This window comes from Methylobacterium sp. NMS14P (assembly GCF_028583545.1).
Classification (GTDB): domain Bacteria; phylum Pseudomonadota; class Alphaproteobacteria; order Rhizobiales; family Beijerinckiaceae; genus Methylobacterium.
This window is the reverse complement of sequence record NZ_CP087107.1, coordinates 458,943-477,588: the sequence shown is the minus strand read 5'-3', so window position 1 is coordinate 477,588 and position 18,646 is coordinate 458,943. Positions and strand designations below refer to the sequence as shown.

Genomic DNA, 18,646 nt, shown 5'->3' with positions numbered 1-18,646 from the left:
GGAGTTCGCGGACGCAGCGCGCATTCCTGATCGGACGCGGGTTCGGTGAAGTGTGCCGTTCGCGAGGACCTTGCCCAGCGGAAGGCGCGTGCGAACGAACGCCCATTGTGCGCGTTTAAGGCCATGCTTGCGCGATCCCCGAACAGACGGTCCGACTTCAGAGCTGTCGACACGGCCAACCGGTTCGAGGCGGCCGATGTTGCCCTCGGCCTCGGGCTGGCGCGCGCGAAAGATCACCCTCTCGTTCGAACTGTGGGGCTGGCGAGCGAGATCGGGAGCTGGAAATCCCTGCTCTCGCTGTCTGCTGGCACCCTCGTCCTGGGGCTTATGGTGCGCGATCGCCGAATGGCGGAAGCGGGACGGCATATGCTGCAAGCCGGTGTCCTGGCCGGTGTCGTCAAGACCAGCTTGAAGCGGACTGTGCATCGGACCCGCCCGAACGTCCTCATGGAGGAGGGGTTCTACGTACGGGGATGGCCGGGAACGGGCGTCGGTCCATGGCAATCCTTCCCATCGGGTCATTCCGCCCTGAGCACCGCCGTCGCGTGCGCCGCCGCTCGCGCCTATCCGGAGATCAAGGGACCAGCTTACGCCGCTGCCGCCGGCGTTGTCGCGGCACAGGTTCTGCGTGGGGCCCACTTCCCCGCCGACGTGCTGACGGGTGCCGTCATCGGCATTGCCGCGGAATTCACCGTCGACCGCCTGACGCGCGACCGCCGAAGGTCACCGCGCTGGCGTCGCTGAGAGTTGCGGACGACCTGACACCGCCCGAGCGGGACGACATGGCTGCCGAATGCCCGGCCGCGCCCTCGCCGCGGAGGCGGTCCGCCAAGCGCGACAGGGTCGTGAGACGGTGACGGAGCTGGCCGACACGCGCATGGCGCTCAACGACCGCGCATGAGCCGCGACCGGCGGGCGTTCGGTCGCGCGCCGATCGTGTCGTGAGCCTCGGAGGCTGCGGCTCCGGTCCGAGCCGGATCGCCGGCTTCCCCAGGGTCCCGTGCGCTTGACAACGGCTTCGATCCAGTCTGTTATTTCTGTTATGACAGAAATAACAGACACAATGCGCCCCCTGCCCGCCGCGGTCGAGCGCTTCGTGCTGCACTGGGGCGACCTGGGCGGCCAGTGGGGCGTCAACCGCTCCGTCGCGCAGATCCACGCGCTCCTCTACCTCTCCGAGCGTCCCCTCACTGCCGAGGATATCGCCGGCCTGCTCGGCATCGCGCGCTCGAACGTCTCGAACTCGCTGCGCGAGTTGCTCGGCTGGAACCTGATCCGCCGCGTGCCGGTGATGGGCGAGCGCCGCGACCACTTCGTCGCCGAGACCGACCTCTGGGAGATGGTCACGCGCATCGCCGCCGGCCGCAAGGAGCGGGAGATCGATCCCGCCATCGCGGCCCTGCGCGCCTGCGTCGCCGAGGCGGACGCGGACCCGGCGCTCGGGGCGGTCGCCAAGCGGCGCCTGCACGCGATGCTCGCCTTCACCGAGTCGATGGAGCGCTGGTACGGCCAGATGCTCAACGTGCCCCGCGGGACGCTGGCCAAGCTGATCCGGCTGGGCGCCCGGATCGTGAAGTTCCTGCCGGCCAAGACCGAGTGACGATCCCAGGGGACGTGCTCGGACAGCCCGAACGATCGAGGAGCCCAAGTGACCGCGATGGGAAGCGTCCGTCGAGCCGATGCGGGGCCGTCCCGCGAAACACGCCCCGCCCGGTCGTTCGACGGACCGGGCGACCTCCTCGACCTGCGCTTCAGGACGCTGATCCCGGAACGCGAATGGGTGAGCCTGTCGCCGGCGGTGCGCCGACGCTTCGGTAAGCGCCTCGCGCAGGGCGCGAGCGCGGTCTATGTCGGCCACGTCGCCGCGATGCGCGTCAGCCGCCTCGGCTGGCTCGTCGCGCAGGCGACGCGCCTCGTCGGTGCCCCTCTCCCCCTGGAACGCGGGACCGGCCGTGCCGGCGTCGTCACCGTCACCGAGGACCCGGACGGGGGCGGTCAGATCTGGACGCGGCTGTACGCGCGCGCCTCCGGCTTCCCGCAGGTGATCCACTCGGCCAAGCGCTTCGCCGGCCCCACCGGCCTCGAGGAGCACGTCGGCGCCGGCGTCGGCATGACCTTGACCGTCGCGGTCGCGAACGGAACGCTGGTGTTTCGCAGCCACCGCTACTTCATCGATTGCCTCGGGCTCCGCCTGCACCTGCCGGGCTGGCTCACCCCCGGTACGCTCACCGTCACACACGCCGATGCCGCCGCGGACGCGACGGCGGGCGCCTTCCGCTTCATCCTCGACATCGTCCACCCCTGGTTCGGGCAGCTGATCCGCCAGGAAGCGATCTTCCAGGACGCTGAGCCGGCAGCGCAGGATGGCGTGGCGTGAGCACGATCCTGGTCTTCGGCGGCTATGGCGGCTTCGGTGCGCGCCTGTCGCGCCGCCTCGCGGCCGCCGGTCACGCGGTGGTCGTCGCCGGCCGGCGCCTCGCGCGCGCCGAGGCGTTCTGCGCGGCCCATCCTCCGTGCCGCCCTCTCCTGGCCGACCGCAACGGGGCTGTCGCGCCCGTACTGGAACGCGTCCGTCCCGACCTCGTGATCGATGCCGCCGGCCCGTTTCAGGGCAGCGGCTACGACCTGCCCCGGGCCTGCATCGCCGCGGCGATTCCTTACCTCGATCTCGCGGACGGCCGCGCGTTCGTGGCCGGCATCGGCGAGCTCGACGCCCCCGCGCGAGCGGCCGGCGTCGCGATCCTGGCCGGCGCGTCGAGCGTCCCGGCCCTGTCCGGCGCCGTCGCCCGGCGTTTGGCGCAGGGGATGGACGCGGTCAGCGCGGTCGAGATCGCGATCAGCGCCTCGAACCGCGCGACCGCCGGGACGTCGGTCGCCGCGGCCATCCTGAGCTACGTGGGCAAGCCGATCCGGCTCTGGCGCGGGCAGCGCTGGTCGGTGGGCGTCGGCTGGCAAGAGTTGCGGCGCGAGCGCTTCGCCCTGTCCGACGGCTCATCCCTCGGCCGCCGCTGGCTGGCGCTGGCAGACGTCCCGGACCTCGAATTCCTGCCCGGTCGGCTTCCGGGCCGGCCGGCGGTCAGCTTCAGGGCCGGGACCGACCGCGCGGTCCAGACGATCGGCCTCTGGTGTGCGAGCTGGCCTGTGCGCTGGCGCTGGATCCCCTCCTTGCAGCGGCTCGCGGGCGGGCTCCTCCTGGCGCAGCGGCTGACCGCGCGCTGGGGCTCGGATCGGTCCGGCATGGTCGTCCGGATGTTCGGCTCGGCCGACGGGCGCCGCGTCGAGCGGTGCTGGACCCTGCTCGCGGACGAGGGTCACGGCCCGGAGATCCCGGTGCTACCGGCGGCGATCCTGGCCGAGCGGATCCTGGCCGGCTCGATCGCCCCCGGCGCGCGCGACGCCGGGACCCTGCTCGATCTGGCAGATTTCGAGCCGAGCTTCGCGGGCCTGTCGATCCGTCACGAGGTGCGGGAGTCGGTCCGGGCCGATTCGCTCTACGCGAGCGTCATGGGTCCGCGCTTTGCCGAACTCGCCCCGCGCGTCGCGGCCCTGCACGGCGTCCTGCGCGAGGCAGGGGCGCACGGTCGCGCCGTCGTGACGCGCGGCCGTCACCCCGTCGCGCGAGGCCTCGCCGCGCTCCTCGGATTCCCGGTCGCGGGCGAACATACCCTTCACGTCGGCTTCAGCGAGCGGCACGGGGTCGAACGCTGGACGCGGACGTTCTCCGGTCGCCGGTTCGCGAGCGCGTTCTCCGAGGAGCGCGGCTGCGTGGTCGAGCGGTTCGGTCTGTTCCGCTTCAGGTTCGATCTCGCGAGCGACGGCGATGGGCTGCGCATGGTGCTGCGCGGCTGGTCGGTTGCGCGGCTGCCGCTTCCGCTGGCCTTCGCTCCCCGCGCCTCCGCCCGCGAGTGGGAAGAGGCCGAGCTGTTCCGCTTCGACGTGTCGATCATCCTGCCACTCGTCGGGCTGATGGTGCACTACGGGGGCTGGTTGGGCACCGACGACCGCGCGACCGAGCGATCCGGCTTCGCGTCATGAGCCGACACTCGCGCTTCGTCCCGCAATCTGCGGGCCGCACGTCATGTTCGCGGCAACAATCGGATCGTTGGCCGTCATCCGCGTGCGGACAATCCAGATCGGACTTGAGCCGATCGGGCGGCATCGGGATCCCGACGGTTCGGACGCAGACCTTCGACGCACGTCGGGCCTGATCGCGATCCCGAGATCGCGCGCCTGTATAGACCAAGCATGATCGATGCGGATCGGTCACGCGAGAAGATCAATGGCAGCCGCGATGACGCGGTCGAGCGCATTCGAGCCGGCAGACGGCCCCGTCTGCCAGAACTTCAGGTTACAACCGTAACCAAGACCTCTTCCGGGCGACACGAAATCGATCGATTGCCGAATTTAATATGCATCTCGGACAGACAAGAGGTCTGAGAATGAACGTTGTAGCACCCTCGATTGCCCCTGACGCGGGGGCCGGAAATCCGGACGCGGCGCTCCTCGCGACCATCGAGACGCTTCGGCCCGTGATCGCGGAGCACGGATCGGCCCTGGCCGTCGGACCGGACCTGCCGGAGCCGGTTGCAGAGGCGCTCATCGACGCCGGTCTCACGCAGCTCTGGCTTCCGCAGGGTCTGGGCGGTCCTGAGACCCATCCCTTGCGCGTTCTAGCAGCCATCGAGGCTTTGGCGGAACTCGACGGTTCGGTTGCCTGGTGCGCCGCGATCTCGTCCGGGGGCGCGTCACGCTTCGCCGACCTCATCGATCAGGACGTGATGCGTTCGCTCATCCCCGCCGGCAAGAAGTTCGCGGGCAGCGGCAGCGGCCAGCCGACGGGAACGGCGGTTCGCGACGGAACCGGCTGGCGGATCAACGGACGCTGGTCCTGGGCAAGCTTCTGCCGCTTCAGCTCGGTTTCGGCACTGATGTGTCTCGAGATCGAAGAAGGGCAGCCGAGGCTCGACGCGCAGGGGCGACCATCTGTGCGAGGCGCCTTCATCGCCTCGAAGGACGTCGAGGTCGTCGGCAACTGGAACGCCGGTGGGCTGCGGTCCAGCGGGAGTCACGACGTCGTCTGCACCGATATCTGGGTGCCGGACGCGCAGACCGTCGACGGCGCGCGCATCATGATGCCGCGCGATAGGAAACCGCTCTACATGCTGCCGATGGCGTCGGCTGCCGCGATCGCCGCCGCTGGTGTTCCGCTGGGACTCGCCCGGGCCTCGATCGACGCGTTCATCAATCTCGCACAGACGAAGACGCCGCACGGCGGCAAGGTGCCCTTGCGACTTCGCGAGGACGTGCAGGTCGAGATCGCGCGCGCCGAGACGAGTCTCGGCGCCGCCCGCGCCTTCGCCCGCGATACGGTCTCCGGCTTCTGGTCGGAAGCCGAGAACGGCCGCCCAGTCACCCCCGCGTGGCAGGCCAACCTTCGGCGGGCCTGCTGGTACGCGGGCCACGTCGGGAAGAAGGTCGTCACGAGCATGTACGAAGCGGCGGGCAGTTCCGCGGTTCTCGAAGAGTTGCCGTTCGCGCGCCAGCTGCGCGACGTGTACGCGGCCTGCCAGCACATGCAATATCAGGACCGCATGCTGGTATCGCCTGGCCGTATCCTTCTGGGCCTCGAATCCGACGCACCTTTCATCTAGATAGAAGTGACAGATCTCTTCTGAGTGGCATGGAACACATGTGGCTTCCGGCGGCGGCGCCGGGAGCGCCTCGTCCCCGTTCTCCGTCGCGGCATGCGCGCCGGCCAGACACCGGGGTCGTCGCTGAGTGAGGTCGGCGCGTTCAACGGAAGGCGCAGCCTACCTTCATCGCAGCCAGGGGGCGCATGGGGAATGGCAGGGGCGCGCCTACGACGCTGTCGGCCTTCCGCGCGTCTTCAAGTTGAAGAGCCACGGCTACCGCCTGTTCTTTCCCCTGTTTGCCCTATCGCGTCTCCATAACCTCCAGCGCGGCAACAGTCGGCAGCTGAACCTCGGTTTATGAGGGCTCCTCTGACGGCGAACGGGGGCGGCGCCCAATCTGAGAGCAGACGATCACGGCTGCTCGGTGCCTCTACCGCTTCGCACTCTGAGCCGCGCCTGCCCGCCTGCCCACTGATGGCTGCTTCCGGGTTCTGCCTATAGCGCCTCCTACGGCCGCCTCGGGCCGGAAGCAGGATGGCTGCTCAGGGTGGATAGAGCGGACCCGAGTGGCTGCAGCGATGCCTGCAGCGGCTGCACGACGGTGCGGTGTTGGCAGGGCCGCCTTCGATGCGGCCCTGCCGAGAACTTACAGAGCGTATGGTGCGGGCACGCCCGCGGGCTCTACCGTGCGGGTGCGGTGGTGCTCCCGCCCGCACCGACGCCAGGACGCGCGGTGCCGGTTCCGGGCACCGCTGCGGCGCCAGCTGCGGGTGAGCGGGTGCTGGTGCCCGTCGTCTCCTCGGTCGCCTTTTGCCCCTCGCTCTTCACGGAACCCGGGTTGTTCATGTTGCCCGTAGCGCTACCGCCACCGGCGGGCTGCTGGGCATAGGCTGTGCCGGTCAGAGCAACAGCAAGCGCGGCCGCGAAGCCGTACATCTTCATGCGCATAGGCGTTTCCTCAATCGTCCCAAGTTTGGGTCGGTACATCAACGCCACCCGCGCACACTTTGTTCAGTAGAGACCGACGGATGGCGGCGTGGACGGGGAAGAGTTCGGGTATTGTCGAGGGTGAGGGTCCGGTGGCAGCCACCGGCCGGCGGTGCTGGTGCACGCAGGCGGTCGGCAGGACGGGGGGACCCTACGGAGAGTCCTGGTCGGTTTGGGTCGGCAGAAGGCCGTCCGCTTATCCGGCGGGTCGACTCCGAAGCGGGCCGCCCGTTTTCGGCCAGCTTCAGCCAGTCTCCGAACGTCCGCTTCCTTCGGACCTGCGCCCGAAACCGGAACGCAGAAGTTCACCCGCTTGAGACGTTCGCCCTCTCCGGTTGCAGCGGAATCTGGAGGCGCGCGACCTCACCGCTTTCGGGTATGTTGCGCCGCTCAGTGCGTGCGGCCTCCTTCGGCGGGAAGGGCCCGGGCGGCTTCGCGTCGATACCGTCCCTGCTCGCCGCCAGATCCTGGAATCGCTGCCGATGCCGAAACGAGTCCAGTCGGCCTTCCGCGCGGCCGCCGAGGTCGGCGTTGGCCTGTTGGCGGCCTGCAACCGGCTGCGCCTGCCCGGAACGGCCAACCCCTTCGTCGTCGGTGTCCACGAACCGATGCGCGCGGAGCTGACGCTGGAGAACCTGCCCGTCACCGGAGCGATCCCACCTGGCCTCGACGGCCTCTATCTCAAGATGGGGGCCAACCCCGTCCGCGCGACGACGCGGGGCCACGACTGGTTCCTCGGCGACGGCATGGTGCACGGGCTCGCGCTCGAGGCCGGCCGGGCACTGTGGTATCGCAACCGCTGGATCAACTCGCGCACGGCCGCCACGGCGCTCGGGCGGCCAGCGGCGCCCGGGCCGCGGCGGGGCGGCAACGACACCGTCAACACCAACGTCGTCGAGATCGGCGGCCGGATCTTCGCGGTGGTGGAGGCCGGCAGCTTCCCGGTCGAACTCGCGCCCACCCTGGAGGCGCAGCGCTACAACCCGTTCGACGGGACGCTGGCCGGCTCCTTCAGCGGGCACCCGCACCGCGACCCGCTGACCGGCGAGACGCACGCCGTCGCGTACGACGGCCGCGTCTGGGACAGCGTGCGCCACGTCGTCCTCGCCCCGAGCGGGCAGGTCGTGCGTGACGTGCCGGTCCCGGTCGCGCACGGCCCCTGCATCCACGATTGCGCGATCACGGCGCGCTTCGTGATCGTGCTGGACCTGCCCGTCACGTTCTCGTTCCGGGCCCTGCTCGCCGGGTACCGCTTCCCGTTCCGCTGGAACCCCGACCACGGGGCCCGCGTGGGCCTCCTCCCACGCCAGGGCGACGGCGCCGACATCCTCTGGTGCGCCGTCGAGCCCTGCTTCGTGTTCCACACCGCCAACGCCTACGACGACGCGGACGGGCGGGTGATCCTCGATGTCGTCGCCTACGGGACCGTGTTCGCCTCGCCCCGGGGCGGGCTCGACGCGCCGGGCCGACTCGAGCGCTGGATCATCGATCCGTCGACGGGTCGGGTCGAGCGACGCGTGATCGACCCCGCGGCGCAGGAATTCCCCCGCATCGATGAGCGGCGCCTCGGGCAGCGCCACCGCTACGTCTACACGGTCAGCGTACCGGCCGACGGCAACACGCAGCTCGCCGGTGCGACGCAGCTCTACAAGCACGACCTCGAGACGGGCGCGCGCCACGTGCACGATTTCGGTCCCGATCACGTCCCGGGGGAGTTCGTCTTCGTCCCGGCGCATGCCGGGGCCGACGAGGACGAGGGCTGGCTCGTCGGGCTCGTCATCGACACCGCCGGCGACACGACCGACTTCACCGTCCTCGACGCGCGCGCGTTCGACGCCCCTCCCCTCGCCCGGATCCGCCTCGGGCACCGGATCCCGCCGGGCTTCCACGGCAACTGGTTCCCGGCGCGCGCGCCGGCCTGAGAGACCGGGTGCGGTCCCGGTGACGGCCGAATCCGGACCGATCAGGCCGCGGCGGTCCAGCCGACCACCGCAGTCACGGGGTCGCCGGGACCTCCCGCGGGCTTGAGGACGCGCCGCTCGACGCGGGCGAAGCCGGCGCGCTGGAGGTACAGACCGACGAGCTGGGCATGGCCGACGCCGTCGAGGGCACTCCAGATGGCGACCGCCTTGGTCGGGAAGCAGCGGTTCGAGAAGCTGATCACCGCCGGGGTACCGGGGCGCAGCACGCGCGCGATCTCGGACAGGACGGAAACGGGGCGCTGGAGATACTGGACCGAGACACAGATCAGCGCGGCGTCGACGCAGGCCGTGTCGAGCGGCAGGCGCGGCTCGGCGTTGAGGTCCTGCACGAGATGCCGGGTCAGGCGCGGGTTGGCGGCGAGTTCGGCCGCGTTCAGGCCGTGACCGGTGACGCTGGCATACGCGACCTCGTCGGGCAGGTGGCTGACCCAACTCGACATCAGGTCGAGGACGTCGCCGCCCGCCGGGACGATCTCCCTGTAGAGGTCGGTGACCGCCGCGATCGCGGCGGCATCGATATGGGTCACGAAGCGCGGTCGCGCGTAGAACGCGGGATCGGGATCGCGGTCGCGCTTGGCGAACGCCTCCGGGGGAAAGTCCGGCAGATCCTGAGTCATCGGCGAGCGCGCTTCCGGATCGAGCGGCGCGCCGACCCCGACGGCCGGCGCGCAAACCGTGCGTTGGGTGCGCGTGTAGAGAGAGCCCGGCCGCCCCCGGCCAAGTGTCCACGTCGCCGCATCCGCGCCGGGGCGCGGACGGCGTCACGGGTCGGAGCCGATATTGCCGCCTGTCCGCCCCGCTGGCGCGGCCCTCCTCATCACGCGCGACCGGCGGTCGACACTGTCGGAGATCGGGCGGCCGGACGCGGGACCGCACGGGAACCGGCAAGCCGCTTCGTCCGAGCCGTTCACGGGAAACGCCACGCGAAGTTTCAGGATAAATAATCGCCGCGCAAATCGGCGTGAATCGCGCAATTTCTCAATGTACTTGTCATCGCCACGTCGATGGCGTACAGATATGGCATCGATTTTTGGCCAGGTATCCGGCCGTATCGCCTCAACAGGGCGAGCGTTCTGCATCTCTCCCATTTTCGACATCCGGCGACCGGGCGCGTGTGATCCATGCGCCCGCCCTATCTATTTGCCTTCACTGACATGGAATACCTATGACCATCGGCACCGTTAAATGGTTCAACGACACCAAGGGCTTCGGCTTCATCCAGCCGGATGACGGCGGCAAGGACGTGTTCGTCCACATCTCGGCCGTCGAGCGCGCCGGCATGCAAGGCCTGAACGAGGGCCAGAAGGTCTCCTACGAGATGGAGACCGACCGGAGGACCGGCAAGCAGTCGGCCGGCAGCCTTCAGGCCGCCTGAGTCTCACGCGTCCACTCGTGACGCGCTTCGAAGCCGTTCCTACCGCGGAGCGGCTTCATCCATGTCTCGCCACCGGGGCTGACGTCCGGTGCACCCACGGAGAGTTCGTGAAGCCTTTGAAAACCGATCACCTCGTCGACCGTCTCGCGGAGACGGCCAGAGCGCGGCAGGCCACACTGGCCCGGTTCCGGGCACGCCCGGCGGCCGATGATCCCGTCGTCCTCGCTCGGCAAGCCGCGCGGCGCGCGGTCGTCCAGGCCCGGGACCTGCGGGCGACCGAACGGGAAGCCGTTCGTCTGGCCGCCGAGATCGAGCGTGAGGCTGAGATCCAGGCCGCGCAGGCCCGCGCCGAGGCCGAGTCCGACCGTCTGGCCGCCGAGAAGGCGGAGCAGCAGGTTGCCCGCGCCGCCGAACAGAAGGCGGCACGCGACGCGCGATTCGCGGCCCGCAAGGCGCGTGCACGCCGCTAGGTCGAACCCAGCCCGCGCGCGCCATCACTCCGGAGGACGACCCATGTCTCACAAGTTCAAGATCGGCCAGCATGTCCGGCAGCTGGGGATCAGCTACGCTGGCAGTAAGAGCACCGTCGACGGCCTCTTCGAGGTGGTCCGCCTGACGCCGGACGACCGTTCCGGCGAGCCGACTTACCGCATCAAGTCCGCGAGCGGCGAGCGCGCCGTGCGGGAAGGCGAACTCACGCCCGCCTGAACCGTCTCGGGCGGTCGGGCCCGCGGGGGACGACGCGGCGTCCCGTGACGCGCATCCGCCATGGTGCACCGGCCCGGCGGAAGGCGTCCGGCTGGACCGAGATCGAGGCCTTTGCGATCCATGACGACGACGAAGGACACCCACCCGGCCGACGCGGCGATGATCGAACCCAATCAGACGGCCTTCATCCTCAAGGTGACGCGGCCCGACGACGCGGAGCTGTCGGGCCGACTGGTCATGTTCTACGCCGCGATTACCACCTCGGAGGACGAGGCGCTGGCCATCGTGCGCCGCGCGGTGAAGGCCGATGCGGAGGTCGAGCCGACGGGCGTCCGCCTCTCTCAGCAGACCGCCAGCGCACTGGATCTGGAAGCGGGCCTCGCGCGGGCTCTCTGACACGACGGCCCCTGGCCCGGCCACACCGCGGGACCGCGCGGAGACGCCGAAGTGCGACCCTCGTAACCCACGAGGTCTTCCAGCCGCGCCGATCCCCCGAGCCGATCCGCGGCCGCGACCGGGGTCACGGCCGCGTTGGACCTCCGGGCAGGACAGCGCGTTGTGGCAGGCGGCGGTGAGCGGAGGACGTCTGCCATGAACATCGAACGCTTCGCGGAAACAGAGACGACGCTCGCCGTCGCGGACCGCCTCTGGCGCGCCGAGATGCGTCGCGTCTTCGGACCCGATGCGGTCCTGCTCCACGGCTTCGGCGCGGAGCGTCAGGGCGCACCGGGCACGCGGTTGCGCACGGCCTTCGAGGCGAGACGGAGCGCGATCGCGGCGTGGCGGCACGCGCGGCGCCCGGCCGCCTGAGCCACCCGCCTGTCGGATCGGGCGCCGCTTGGCACCCCCGTCGTCGAAGCGCCTGGCACGCGCCGCCCTCTCGGTCCGGCCCGATCGCGGAGCGGCATCCTGGACGGGGGCGTGAACAGCGGCCGCCGGCACGGTATGAGGGCGCTGCGGCTCCGCGGGCTGTGCAGCGACCGACGGTTGCGCAGCCCCCTCGCCTCTCCGAGATCAGCACCATCGCCGCCGCACGGCGGCAATCGAGGACAGACCGATCGCAAGCGAAGCACGAGCCCGCGGCGTCCCGAGCCGGGATGCCCCGCGCGCCCCCGAGCGCACCGTCCCCGGCCGGTCATGCGGCTCCTGCACGGTGTGCTGCCGTGTTCTGGCGATCCCTGCCCTCGACAAGCCGGCAGGGATCGTGTGCCGGCACAACACCGGAACGGGCTGCGGGATCTACAGCGAGCGCCCGGAGGCCTGTGCCCGGTGGTACTGCCTCTGGCGCAAGATCGACGTCCTGCCCGACGCGCTCAGGCCCGATCGATCGGGCGTGATGTTCTCACTGGATATCCGCTCGCCCGCGGCCGATGTGGCGGATGCGGCCTGCATCGTCGGGCGCGCAGTCGAGGGCGTGCACGCCTTCGACCGGCCGGACGTGATCGAGGCGTTCGCCATGTTCGTGCGCGAGGGCTCCTGGCCCGTGTGGCAGGCGACCGAATACGACACGACCCTGGTGCATCCGGGTCCGCAGATTTATCCGCCGTGACCGTCGGCGCTGCGGGCACGGCCGGGTGCCGGGACGCGCGACGACTCGGTGGGCGCGCGGCGTCCGGGCCCTCGTCCCGGCAGGCCGCGGCGGTAGGCCGGGGCCTTCAATTGTCTCCGAGATCGTATTTTTAAGCTCAGGGCGCGCCGCGATGTGCTATGTATCCGCACGGGCACGCATTCGCCGCCCGCTCAGGAGATTCCGATGACCATCGTCCGGTGGCTGATCTCCAGAACGATCCAGTTTTTTCTTGGCAGCGCGCAGGAGCGCAGGTCCGATGCGATCGCCAAGCGAAAGGAAGCCGGGACCTTCGAGGGGGCATCGGCGAGCAGGGGCCGGGATTTCGAAGCCAACTACGCCGCGGCAGCTCAGCTCCTCAGAACGCGGATCGATCGGGAATTCCCCGACGCCTACTACGCGCGGCTGAGTTCCGGGAGAAACAGCTCCTACGATTACGGGCAGGATCGCGCGCTCGCCATCGACACCATGTCGATCGCCATAGCGATGGCGTTGCGGAACGGCGCCACCGTTCCGCAGGCGGCCGCGGCCGGGGCGGCGAGCATCGGCATCTGACGGGAGACGCGGGACATTCGTTCCGCGGAGGACCGGGTCGCGCTTCCGCGGTCGTTGGGCCAGCGGCGGCGCGTCACGCCGTCGTGGCACCGGCCATGTCGCGGGTCCGCTCGATCATCGCGAGGAGGACCGTGTGAAAGGCCTCCTGCTCGCGCGAGCGGGAGCCCGCCCGCGTCGCGCACGCGAGTTCGGCACGGAGTCCGTCGAGGGCCGCCGCGCGTCGCGCCGCACCGTCTTCACGCAGGACGAGTCGCAGCAGGATATCTTGGGCGGCCGCGAGATCGGCCGGGTCCGCCCGGACGATGAGCGCTCCCAGCGCGTCCAAGCACGTCTCACGATCAGTCATGCGCACATCCATCAGGGAGCGAGCGGCAGAGACGACGTCGGCATCAGGCCCTCGACGCGCAGCTTCAATCGAGTGGCCCTGATCGTCTCGATGGACCGCCACGAAATATTCCGGGCCAGGCCCTCGGCTTCCAGATCCGTGAGCTGATCGATCAGCCGCCCGCTCTCGAGGAGGCCGGGTCGCTGCGCCATACGGACGACCAACCTGGTCAGCTTCCGCATCACCGGGCACGGCCGGGGTCGGCCGGGCTCTACCACGCGGCTTGGCCGTGACGTGCGAACATCGCGTCAGGCCTTCCGGGGCGGCTTCGTGGCCGCCGCGACGGAGCCCTTGACGGAGGGCGCCGACGCGTTGGTCTTGGGCACAGACTTCTTCGGCTTCTTGGCTTCGCGATTTCCGCGCTTCTGTTCCGCTGCCATGATCTCGCTCCTGGATACGATGACAGCCCCGACGACGTCGTCCTCACCGTTCGGGCGTCGGCTGATCTGGAAGCAACCGGATCGCGGTCGCGATCGGGGTCTCGAACAGGCCGAAGACGGCAACGAGGCGGTCGCTTGCCCAGAGTTCGGCATGATGCCCCGCGATCAGACCCGTTGCCTGCCGCCTGGCGTCGCCGTCGTTGCGCGCTGTGATGACGCAAGTCGTGAGCACGCCACCGGTCGGGGCGAGCCGATGGACCTGATAGGCGCGGCGCGCGTGTCGTGAGCGCGGCCTGGCGGGAAACGTGATGAGGTCTGCCACGCGCGCCTGTCCGTTGCAGGCGGGGGCATGGACCCTCAGCCACCGGAGCCTGGATCAACCGATCCGGTGATGGCAACACTCTGCGCTCTCAGGGCCGACAAAGATAGCCCTGACCGGACGGGCGTCGCGCCCGGCGCGCGACGCGGCGGATCCGGTCGAGATTCGCGCCCAACGCCCGTTGGATGATTCGTCCGGGCCGATGCGGCCGACGGGCCGGCAGCATTCAGGGTCTGGCACCGGCGGCGCGCGCGTGCTCCAGGAAGAAGCGGATCATCTCCTGGCTCGCGTCCGGTCCGCGCGGGTCGGTGAACGAGCCGGCCGGGCTGCCGCCCGACCACGCGTGCCCGGCTCCGTGCAGAACCCACTGCTCCACCATGGTGCGGCCGGACGCGTCCGAACGGACGGTGCGGGTGTAGTCCACCCCGTCCGGTGTCCGGCCCTGGGTCACCGCTGTGCGGAGTTCCGGGTCCGACGGCCCCTGCGCGGCCACGCGATCGCCGTTGGCCGCGTGGACCGTGCGGTCGCGGTCGCCGTGGAACACGATCAGCGGCACGGCGTGGCGTTTCCCCGTCGCGCGCGCGCCGTCCCCCTTCATGGCCGCGAAGGCCGAGGGCACGTCCCGCGCGGAGCCGCAGGCCAGGCCGGAATGGACGCCGATCGCCGCGAACAGGTCGGGGTAGGTCATCGCCAGGATCGCGGCGGCGGCCCCGCCTGCCGACAGGCCTGCCGCGTAGACCCGCCTGTCGTCGGCCGAGAACTCCGCGATCACCTGCCGGACGATGCCGGCGATCAGGGCGGGCTCGCCGCCCTCCCGCTGCTGGTCACCGGGCTCGTACCAGTTCCAGCACCGCTGCATGTTGGCCGAGCGCGGCTGCTCCGGATAGACCACGAGGACGTCACGCGCCTCGGCGACCGCGTTCATCCGCGTGCCTGCGGCGAAGTCGTCCGGGTTCTGCGTGCAGCCGTGCAGCATCACCACGACGGGCAGCGCCTGGCCGGTGTAGCCGCTCGGTACGTAGACCTTGTAGTTCCGGGTCCCGGCCGCGCCGGTGAATGTGCGGGCCTCGAAGCGTGCCCCCTCCGGAAGCCGAGCCGGGGCCGGCGTCGCGCCGCCCTGCCCGTCGCGATCCGTGCCCACGCCGGCCTTCGCCAGCGCCTCCTGGACGGTGCGCATCACGGTGCCGGCGATGTCGCCCCCGGATTCGGCGTGGGGATGCCGGCCCGAGCGTCCTCCGGTCGTCTCCGGCGCGACCCAGGCTCCGCCGGGAGCGGAGGGCGCGACCATGTCGAGGATGTCGGCCGCGTCCGCGGTCCGCGCACCCGCCTCGACCGCGCTCCGGCTCGCCTCCGACCACAGTTTGAAGGCCGCGGCCTGCCGCTCCTGAAGCCTGGCCATCGCCTCCGCGGCACGGGCCGGGTCGACCTTCGGGAACGCGAAGCGCGAGAAGGCGGTCTTCGTGGTGTGATCCATCGGACAGGTCCTGGGTGAGGGAGAGCGGGCGCGGCGGAATCTCCGGTCGCGTCGGCGGGAAGACGTGGGGCCGTCAGGTCGTCCGGTCGGCGAGCGCCGCCTTGACCGCGGGACTGGCCTGGAAGGCGCCGAGCACCTCGACCGAGGCGATGGCGGCGCGCGCCAGTTCAGGCGTGACGTCGAGGGCGATGCTGGCCAGCCCGAGCACCTGGATATGCAGCGGCGCGCCCGCGTCGCGCGCCGCCTCGAGCGCCTGCTTCGTGTAGTGCGACAGGCCGAGGCTGAGCTGCTTCCGGCTGACGGACTGCCTGACGGCCTCGCCCTGGCGCTCGATCTGATTGCGCACGGCGGTTCGAATGAAATCGGCACGGTTGGCGTAGAAGCCGTCGCGGACCATCAGGTCGATGTGGCCGAGGTCGACGAAGCCGAGGTTGAGCGTGATCTTCTCGCTGTCGGGCAGCTTCGGTCGCAGATCGGGCACCTTGTCCGCCATTCTCGCCATCCCTGGACCATCTCGTTGGATGGTCTAGAGATGGTTAGCGTTTGCGACGGCGCAAGGGCGCACCTCGGGCACTCGACCCGGGATGGGCCGATCAGGCCCGCTTCAAGGGTCGTTCGCCGGGTCTTCGACGAAGCGCTGGGCCGCACCGCAAGGACACGAACAGGCCCGCGTCGGACCGAGCCACGACGTCTCGAGGGCGCGTGGCAGCCCGCGGTCCGGCTCGATCAGGCTCGACCTCGGATCCGGAAGGGTGGTCAACTCCGAGGCCGGCTCTCGGTCGGTGCGGCCGCGTCCCATTCGCGATCCCGCTCCGACAGCAGAGCGGCGCGACGGGCCGCCAGGGCCGCGGCGTCGCCCGCCGGTGCCGCCCCGGCCTCGTCCAGGGGACGCGGCGGGATCGGATCGGCCGCTCGAGCGAGGTGGGTGAGCGTCGCGACAACGTGGTCCACGTCACCGGATGTCACGGCACCTGTCCGGAGGAGGCCGAGACGCGAACACGTGGCTATGTCGGCGCAGGATCCGTCCTCGAAGCGGAGCGCCGCGATCTGACCCGCCGCGAGGGGCAGGCATCCGGCTGACAGCCCGCGCAGCCGGCCGAGCCTCCGGTCCCGCGTGGCTTCGGAGGTGTGCATCTCCCGCGCGCGTGGGAGCCAGCGCGCCAGCGCGTCGAGGATGAAGTGCCGGACGCGCTCGACGCGGACGGGGCCGAACTTTCTGGTCGCGGCGATCGCGACCGGTGACGACTGGGCGAGATGACCGAGATCTGGAAATCCGGCCTTGCGCAGGCGGGCTCGCAAGGACGCCGTCAGCAAGCCGCGTCCGAAGCCCTCGGCCGACAGGCGCTGGATCGCGTCCGGAGAAAGGCCATCGAAGAGGGGGAGGCGCGCGCCGACCTCGGCCATGAGACTGTCGGACCAGACGGCGCGGAGGGATCGGTCGGGCATCATCGCGGCCGATAGGGCACTTGCAGGGTGTCCGCAACGGCCGGTCACCGCCGGCCTGGGCGATGTCCGGTCGCCGCGCACTGGCTCGGTTCGGCACGGGACCGGTCGAGAGCCGCGGACGCGCGTCGAGACATCGCGCCCGAACAGCGGGCAGGCACGCATCGAGGCGCCCGATCTCGAGACAACGGCCCGACGCGATCTTGAGAGTGGCCGAGAATGACGAACATCTTCGCGCCAGGCTCGCGCTTCGGCGCAGCCGTCAACGCGAGGGCCCGCTCGGCGAAGCCTGCGGGCGGACATTCAATTGGATCGTCGATCGCGGGCGTCGCTGGTTGCGCGCAGGCAGCCCTACCCTGTTCGTGCCGCGGTACGGTCCGGTGCGCCTACGATTTTACCGCGGTCAGCTCGTGGTGAGCGCAGTCGATCGCCCGGATGAGCTGCTCACTGGCGCGAACCACGGCAGGGTCTCGCGATAGAGCGACGACCGCTTGCTGCAGCGCCCGAAACTGATCGAGCCGAATGGCCGGATCGACGCCTCGTGCCACGGCCGACTGTACGAGGCCGCGGACGAATTCTCGCGCCAATTGCTCGTCGAACTCCTGCAAATCCTGGATCTCTGCCTCTCAACCGCGAAACCTTTAACACCGTCCGGATGAGAAGAGATCCGCGCAGCGCCGGTTCGCCGGATCCGGCGCCTGGCCGCACGACGTCATCGCGCGAAGGTGGCCTCGGCGATCTTGACGGCCGATTGCGCGTCCGCGGCAACGGCATCTGCGCCCACGAAGCTGGCGCAGGCAGGCTCGCGCACGAACAGCGGGCCACCGACGATGACGCGCAAGTCCCGATTGCACGACGCGGCGCGCAACTTCGCCACGGACTCCGCCATCGCGGGCAGGAGAATGTCGCAAGACAGCGAGATGCCGACCAGATCGAACTGTTGGGCGCGAACCAGGCTGGCGGGATCCTCGTCCGCTCCATCGGTCAGGACCACATCCCACCCCGCCTCGCGGAAGAAGCTCGCCACGAGCGCGAGGCTGAAGAGATGGGTCTCGCCGGGACAGGGCATCAGCAGGACGCGGCGCCCGTTCGCCCTCACGTCCACGCCCTCCAGATCCGCACACAGAGCGCGGGTCAGGTTCTGAAGACGACCGAGCGCGACCGCCACGTCGAGGAAATCCGCGGCATCCTCTTCCCACAGGGCGCCCAGATACCGCGCCGCGGGTGCGAACAGGTCGAGCAGCAGCGCATCCAGCGACAGCCCCTCTTCCAGAAGCGCGCGGACCCACTCGCCGTGCGAATCGCCCTCCATCAGCGCCTGAGCCAGAGAGGCGACGCGCTCAGGCATCGGTGATCGGGTCGTCGATGCAGGCGACGGCGAATCCGCCTGATGCGCGAGCGCGAGGCGCGGCAGGATCTCGTCCTCGACGATCCGGGCGAGACCGGCCTGGATGACGGCCGTGTTGCGTGCGGCCGCTCCGCGAGCGGACCAAGTCTGTCGGTCGACGCAGGTCCGCGCGACACCGATCCCAGCCATCTCAGGCATTGGCCCCCCCGCCGATGCAGCACTATATGTTTTGACCGGGCAATAGGCAACTCGATAGATGAACTATAATTCCGAGAACTCGGGAACCACTTCGGCTACAGCCTGATGAGGCTCCTGCTCGGTGACGCCGTTGCCGGCTGTACGGATCGGTGTCGGCACAGAACTGCCGCCTCGGATGCAGGTTCCCGCCGGGCTGGCGACGCGAAGGGGCCCTCCGCGGCGCACGATGCCTTCGGTGTCCGTGACGGTCGGCGGCAACGCGAGGTGGACGGCACCGGGTGCCGCGCGTTCG

At 70.2% G+C, this 18,646-nt stretch carries 25 protein-coding genes; 14 read left to right on the top strand and 11 right to left on the bottom strand.

The genetic code is table 11. The annotated features are described in order from the left end of the window. The first annotated feature begins 123 nt into the window (after positions 1–123). The 6 genes from LOK46_RS32060 (at position 124) to LOK46_RS32035 (ending at position 5,994) form a co-directional block, all read left to right on the top strand. Positions 124–744: a phosphatase PAP2 family protein gene (locus tag LOK46_RS32060; protein ID WP_273564918.1), complete on the top strand. Its 621-nt coding sequence runs from the start codon at positions 124–126 to the stop codon at positions 742–744. 298 nt (positions 745–1,042) lie between these two features. Then, a complete protein-coding gene (locus tag LOK46_RS32055; RefSeq protein ID WP_273564917.1) occupies positions 1,043–1,600 on the top strand; it encodes a GbsR/MarR family transcriptional regulator in 558 nt (185 codons plus the stop codon). A 57-nt stretch (positions 1,601–1,657) separates the two neighbouring features. Next, the gene (locus LOK46_RS32050) at positions 1,658–2,377 is read left to right on the top strand and encodes a DUF4166 domain-containing protein (protein ID WP_273565206.1); all 720 of its coding nucleotides are present in this window, start codon (positions 1,658–1,660) and stop codon (positions 2,375–2,377) included. Next, positions 2,374–4,035, top strand: coding sequence for an SDR family oxidoreductase (locus tag LOK46_RS32045; RefSeq protein WP_273564916.1), 1,662 nt, complete (start codon positions 2,374–2,376; stop codon positions 4,033–4,035). Before LOK46_RS32050 ends, LOK46_RS32045 begins: the two co-directional genes overlap by 4 nt. A gap of 404 nt (positions 4,036–4,439) precedes the next feature. Next, positions 4,440–5,651 (top strand): acyl-CoA dehydrogenase family protein, encoded by a 1,212-nt coding sequence (locus tag LOK46_RS32040; protein WP_273564915.1) that lies wholly within the window; start codon positions 4,440–4,442, stop codon positions 5,649–5,651. A gap of 127 nt (positions 5,652–5,778) precedes the next feature. Next, positions 5,779–5,994, top strand: a complete 216-nt coding sequence (locus LOK46_RS32035) for a hypothetical protein (protein ID WP_273564914.1) — start codon at positions 5,779–5,781, stop codon at positions 5,992–5,994. A gap of 320 nt (positions 5,995–6,314) precedes the next feature. Here the strand turns inward: LOK46_RS32035 and LOK46_RS32030 are convergent, their stop codons facing one another. Next, the gene (locus tag LOK46_RS32030) at positions 6,315–6,581 is read right to left on the bottom strand and encodes a hypothetical protein (protein WP_273564913.1); all 267 of its coding nucleotides are present in this window, start codon (positions 6,579–6,581) and stop codon (positions 6,315–6,317) included. Positions 6,582–7,102: 521 nt separating this feature from the next. Between LOK46_RS32030 and LOK46_RS32025 the strand changes: the two genes are divergently transcribed. Beyond that, positions 7,103–8,542 carry an 8'-apo-carotenoid 13,14-cleaving dioxygenase gene (locus LOK46_RS32025; protein ID WP_273564912.1) on the top strand — a complete coding sequence of 480 codons (1,440 nt, stop codon included), beginning with the start codon at positions 7,103–7,105 and terminating at the stop codon, positions 8,540–8,542. Between the two features lie 41 nt (positions 8,543–8,583). Here LOK46_RS32025 and LOK46_RS32020 read toward each other — a convergent pair whose 3' ends face one another. Further along, positions 8,584–9,219, bottom strand: coding sequence for a class I SAM-dependent methyltransferase (locus LOK46_RS32020; RefSeq protein WP_273564911.1), 636 nt, complete (start codon positions 9,217–9,219; stop codon positions 8,584–8,586). A gap of 548 nt (positions 9,220–9,767) precedes the next feature. Here LOK46_RS32020 and LOK46_RS32015 point away from each other — a divergent pair. The 7 genes from LOK46_RS32015 to LOK46_RS31985 all read left to right on the top strand — a co-directional run bounded on the left by LOK46_RS32015 (position 9,768) and on the right by LOK46_RS31985 (position 12,807). Further along, the gene (locus LOK46_RS32015) at positions 9,768–9,977 is read left to right on the top strand and encodes a cold-shock protein (RefSeq protein ID WP_012329763.1); all 210 of its coding nucleotides are present in this window, start codon (positions 9,768–9,770) and stop codon (positions 9,975–9,977) included. A 116-nt stretch (positions 9,978–10,093) separates the two neighbouring features. Beyond that, positions 10,094–10,447 (top strand): DUF6481 family protein, encoded by a 354-nt coding sequence (locus LOK46_RS32010; RefSeq protein ID WP_273565205.1) that lies wholly within the window; start codon positions 10,094–10,096, stop codon positions 10,445–10,447. 43 nt (positions 10,448–10,490) lie between these two features. Further along, on the top strand, positions 10,491–10,685 hold the full coding sequence (locus LOK46_RS32005; RefSeq protein ID WP_020094878.1) for a hypothetical protein: 195 nt from the start codon (positions 10,491–10,493) through the stop codon (positions 10,683–10,685). 120 nt (positions 10,686–10,805) lie between these two features. Beyond that, positions 10,806–11,081 (top strand): hypothetical protein, encoded by a 276-nt coding sequence (locus LOK46_RS32000; protein ID WP_273564910.1) that lies wholly within the window; start codon positions 10,806–10,808, stop codon positions 11,079–11,081. Positions 11,082–11,276: 195 nt separating this feature from the next. Further along, positions 11,277–11,495, top strand: coding sequence for a hypothetical protein (locus tag LOK46_RS31995; protein WP_056530514.1), 219 nt, complete (start codon positions 11,277–11,279; stop codon positions 11,493–11,495). Positions 11,496–11,889: 394 nt separating this feature from the next. Beyond that, positions 11,890–12,234, top strand: a complete 345-nt coding sequence (locus LOK46_RS31990; protein WP_273564909.1) for a hypothetical protein — start codon at positions 11,890–11,892, stop codon at positions 12,232–12,234. 204 nt (positions 12,235–12,438) lie between these two features. After that, the gene (locus tag LOK46_RS31985) at positions 12,439–12,807 is read left to right on the top strand and encodes a hypothetical protein (protein WP_273564908.1); all 369 of its coding nucleotides are present in this window, start codon (positions 12,439–12,441) and stop codon (positions 12,805–12,807) included. A gap of 73 nt (positions 12,808–12,880) precedes the next feature. On the opposite strand, the gene LOK46_RS31980 is transcribed toward LOK46_RS31985, so the two are convergent. From LOK46_RS31980 to LOK46_RS31940, 9 genes are all read right to left on the bottom strand, one after another. Next, positions 12,881–13,165, bottom strand: coding sequence for a hypothetical protein (locus LOK46_RS31980; RefSeq protein ID WP_273564907.1), 285 nt, complete (start codon positions 13,163–13,165; stop codon positions 12,881–12,883). Beyond that, positions 13,165–13,374 (bottom strand): hypothetical protein, encoded by a 210-nt coding sequence (locus LOK46_RS31975; RefSeq protein WP_273564906.1) that lies wholly within the window; start codon positions 13,372–13,374, stop codon positions 13,165–13,167. Before LOK46_RS31975 ends, LOK46_RS31980 begins: the two co-directional genes overlap by 1 nt. 66 nt (positions 13,375–13,440) lie before the next feature. Continuing rightward, positions 13,441–13,572 carry a hypothetical protein gene (locus LOK46_RS31970; protein WP_273564905.1) on the bottom strand — a complete coding sequence of 44 codons (132 nt, stop codon included), beginning with the start codon at positions 13,570–13,572 and terminating at the stop codon, positions 13,441–13,443. A 43-nt stretch (positions 13,573–13,615) separates the two neighbouring features. Continuing rightward, entirely contained in the window at positions 13,616–13,894 is a 279-nt protein-coding gene (locus LOK46_RS31965) for a hypothetical protein (RefSeq protein ID WP_273564904.1), read from the bottom strand. Between the two features lie 223 nt (positions 13,895–14,117). Continuing rightward, positions 14,118–15,365 carry an extracellular catalytic domain type 1 short-chain-length polyhydroxyalkanoate depolymerase gene (locus LOK46_RS31960; RefSeq protein ID WP_273564903.1) on the bottom strand — a complete coding sequence of 416 codons (1,248 nt, stop codon included), beginning with the start codon at positions 15,363–15,365 and terminating at the stop codon, positions 14,118–14,120. A gap of 73 nt (positions 15,366–15,438) precedes the next feature. Beyond that, positions 15,439–15,858: a CopG family transcriptional regulator gene (locus LOK46_RS31955; RefSeq protein WP_273564902.1), complete on the bottom strand. Its 420-nt coding sequence runs from the start codon at positions 15,856–15,858 to the stop codon at positions 15,439–15,441. Positions 15,859–16,121: 263 nt separating this feature from the next. After that, positions 16,122–16,811 carry a hypothetical protein gene (locus LOK46_RS31950; RefSeq protein WP_273565204.1) on the bottom strand — a complete coding sequence of 230 codons (690 nt, stop codon included), beginning with the start codon at positions 16,809–16,811 and terminating at the stop codon, positions 16,122–16,124. Positions 16,812–17,194: 383 nt separating this feature from the next. Further along, a complete protein-coding gene (locus LOK46_RS31945) occupies positions 17,195–17,416 on the bottom strand; it encodes a hypothetical protein (protein WP_273564901.1) in 222 nt (73 codons plus the stop codon). Between the two features lie 104 nt (positions 17,417–17,520). Continuing rightward, positions 17,521–18,345: a cobalamin B12-binding domain-containing protein gene (locus LOK46_RS31940; protein WP_273564900.1), complete on the bottom strand. Its 825-nt coding sequence runs from the start codon at positions 18,343–18,345 to the stop codon at positions 17,521–17,523. Between the last annotated feature and the right edge of the window lie 301 nt (positions 18,346–18,646).

Bases quoted from the DNA above. Each gene is read 5' to 3' on its own strand.
- LOK46_RS32050 (WP_273565206.1), top strand. From the start codon at position 1,658: ATGGGAAGCGTCCGTCGAGCCGATGCGGGGCCGTCCCGCGAAACACGC.
- LOK46_RS31950 (WP_273565204.1), bottom strand. From the start codon at position 16,811: ATGCCCGACCGATCCCTCCGCGCCGTCTGGTCCGACAGTCTCATGGCC.
- LOK46_RS32040 (WP_273564915.1), top strand. From the start codon at position 4,440: ATGAACGTTGTAGCACCCTCGATTGCCCCTGACGCGGGGGCCGGAAAT.
- LOK46_RS31940 (WP_273564900.1), bottom strand. From the start codon at position 18,345: ATGGCTGGGATCGGTGTCGCGCGGACCTGCGTCGACCGACAGACTTGG.
- LOK46_RS32060 (WP_273564918.1), top strand. From the start codon at position 124: ATGCTTGCGCGATCCCCGAACAGACGGTCCGACTTCAGAGCTGTCGAC.
- LOK46_RS32055 (WP_273564917.1), top strand. From the start codon at position 1,043: ATGACAGAAATAACAGACACAATGCGCCCCCTGCCCGCCGCGGTCGAG.
- LOK46_RS31975 (WP_273564906.1), bottom strand. From the start codon at position 13,374: ATGCGGAAGCTGACCAGGTTGGTCGTCCGTATGGCGCAGCGACCCGGC.
- LOK46_RS32020 (WP_273564911.1), bottom strand. From the start codon at position 9,219: ATGACTCAGGATCTGCCGGACTTTCCCCCGGAGGCGTTCGCCAAGCGC.
- LOK46_RS32005 (WP_020094878.1), top strand. From the start codon at position 10,491: ATGTCTCACAAGTTCAAGATCGGCCAGCATGTCCGGCAGCTGGGGATC.
- LOK46_RS31985 (WP_273564908.1), top strand. From the start codon at position 12,439: ATGACCATCGTCCGGTGGCTGATCTCCAGAACGATCCAGTTTTTTCTT.
- LOK46_RS32030 (WP_273564913.1), bottom strand. From the start codon at position 6,581: ATGCGCATGAAGATGTACGGCTTCGCGGCCGCGCTTGCTGTTGCTCTG.
- LOK46_RS32025 (WP_273564912.1), top strand. From the start codon at position 7,103: ATGCCGAAACGAGTCCAGTCGGCCTTCCGCGCGGCCGCCGAGGTCGGC.
- LOK46_RS31980 (WP_273564907.1), bottom strand. From the start codon at position 13,165: ATGGATGTGCGCATGACTGATCGTGAGACGTGCTTGGACGCGCTGGGA.
- LOK46_RS32000 (WP_273564910.1), top strand. From the start codon at position 10,806: ATGACGACGACGAAGGACACCCACCCGGCCGACGCGGCGATGATCGAA.
- LOK46_RS31960 (WP_273564903.1), bottom strand. From the start codon at position 15,365: ATGGATCACACCACGAAGACCGCCTTCTCGCGCTTCGCGTTCCCGAAG.
- LOK46_RS32015 (WP_012329763.1), top strand. From the start codon at position 9,768: ATGACCATCGGCACCGTTAAATGGTTCAACGACACCAAGGGCTTCGGC.
- LOK46_RS31955 (WP_273564902.1), bottom strand. From the start codon at position 15,858: ATGGCGGACAAGGTGCCCGATCTGCGACCGAAGCTGCCCGACAGCGAG.
- LOK46_RS31995 (WP_056530514.1), top strand. From the start codon at position 11,277: ATGAACATCGAACGCTTCGCGGAAACAGAGACGACGCTCGCCGTCGCG.
- LOK46_RS31970 (WP_273564905.1), bottom strand. From the start codon at position 13,572: ATGGCAGCGGAACAGAAGCGCGGAAATCGCGAAGCCAAGAAGCCGAAG.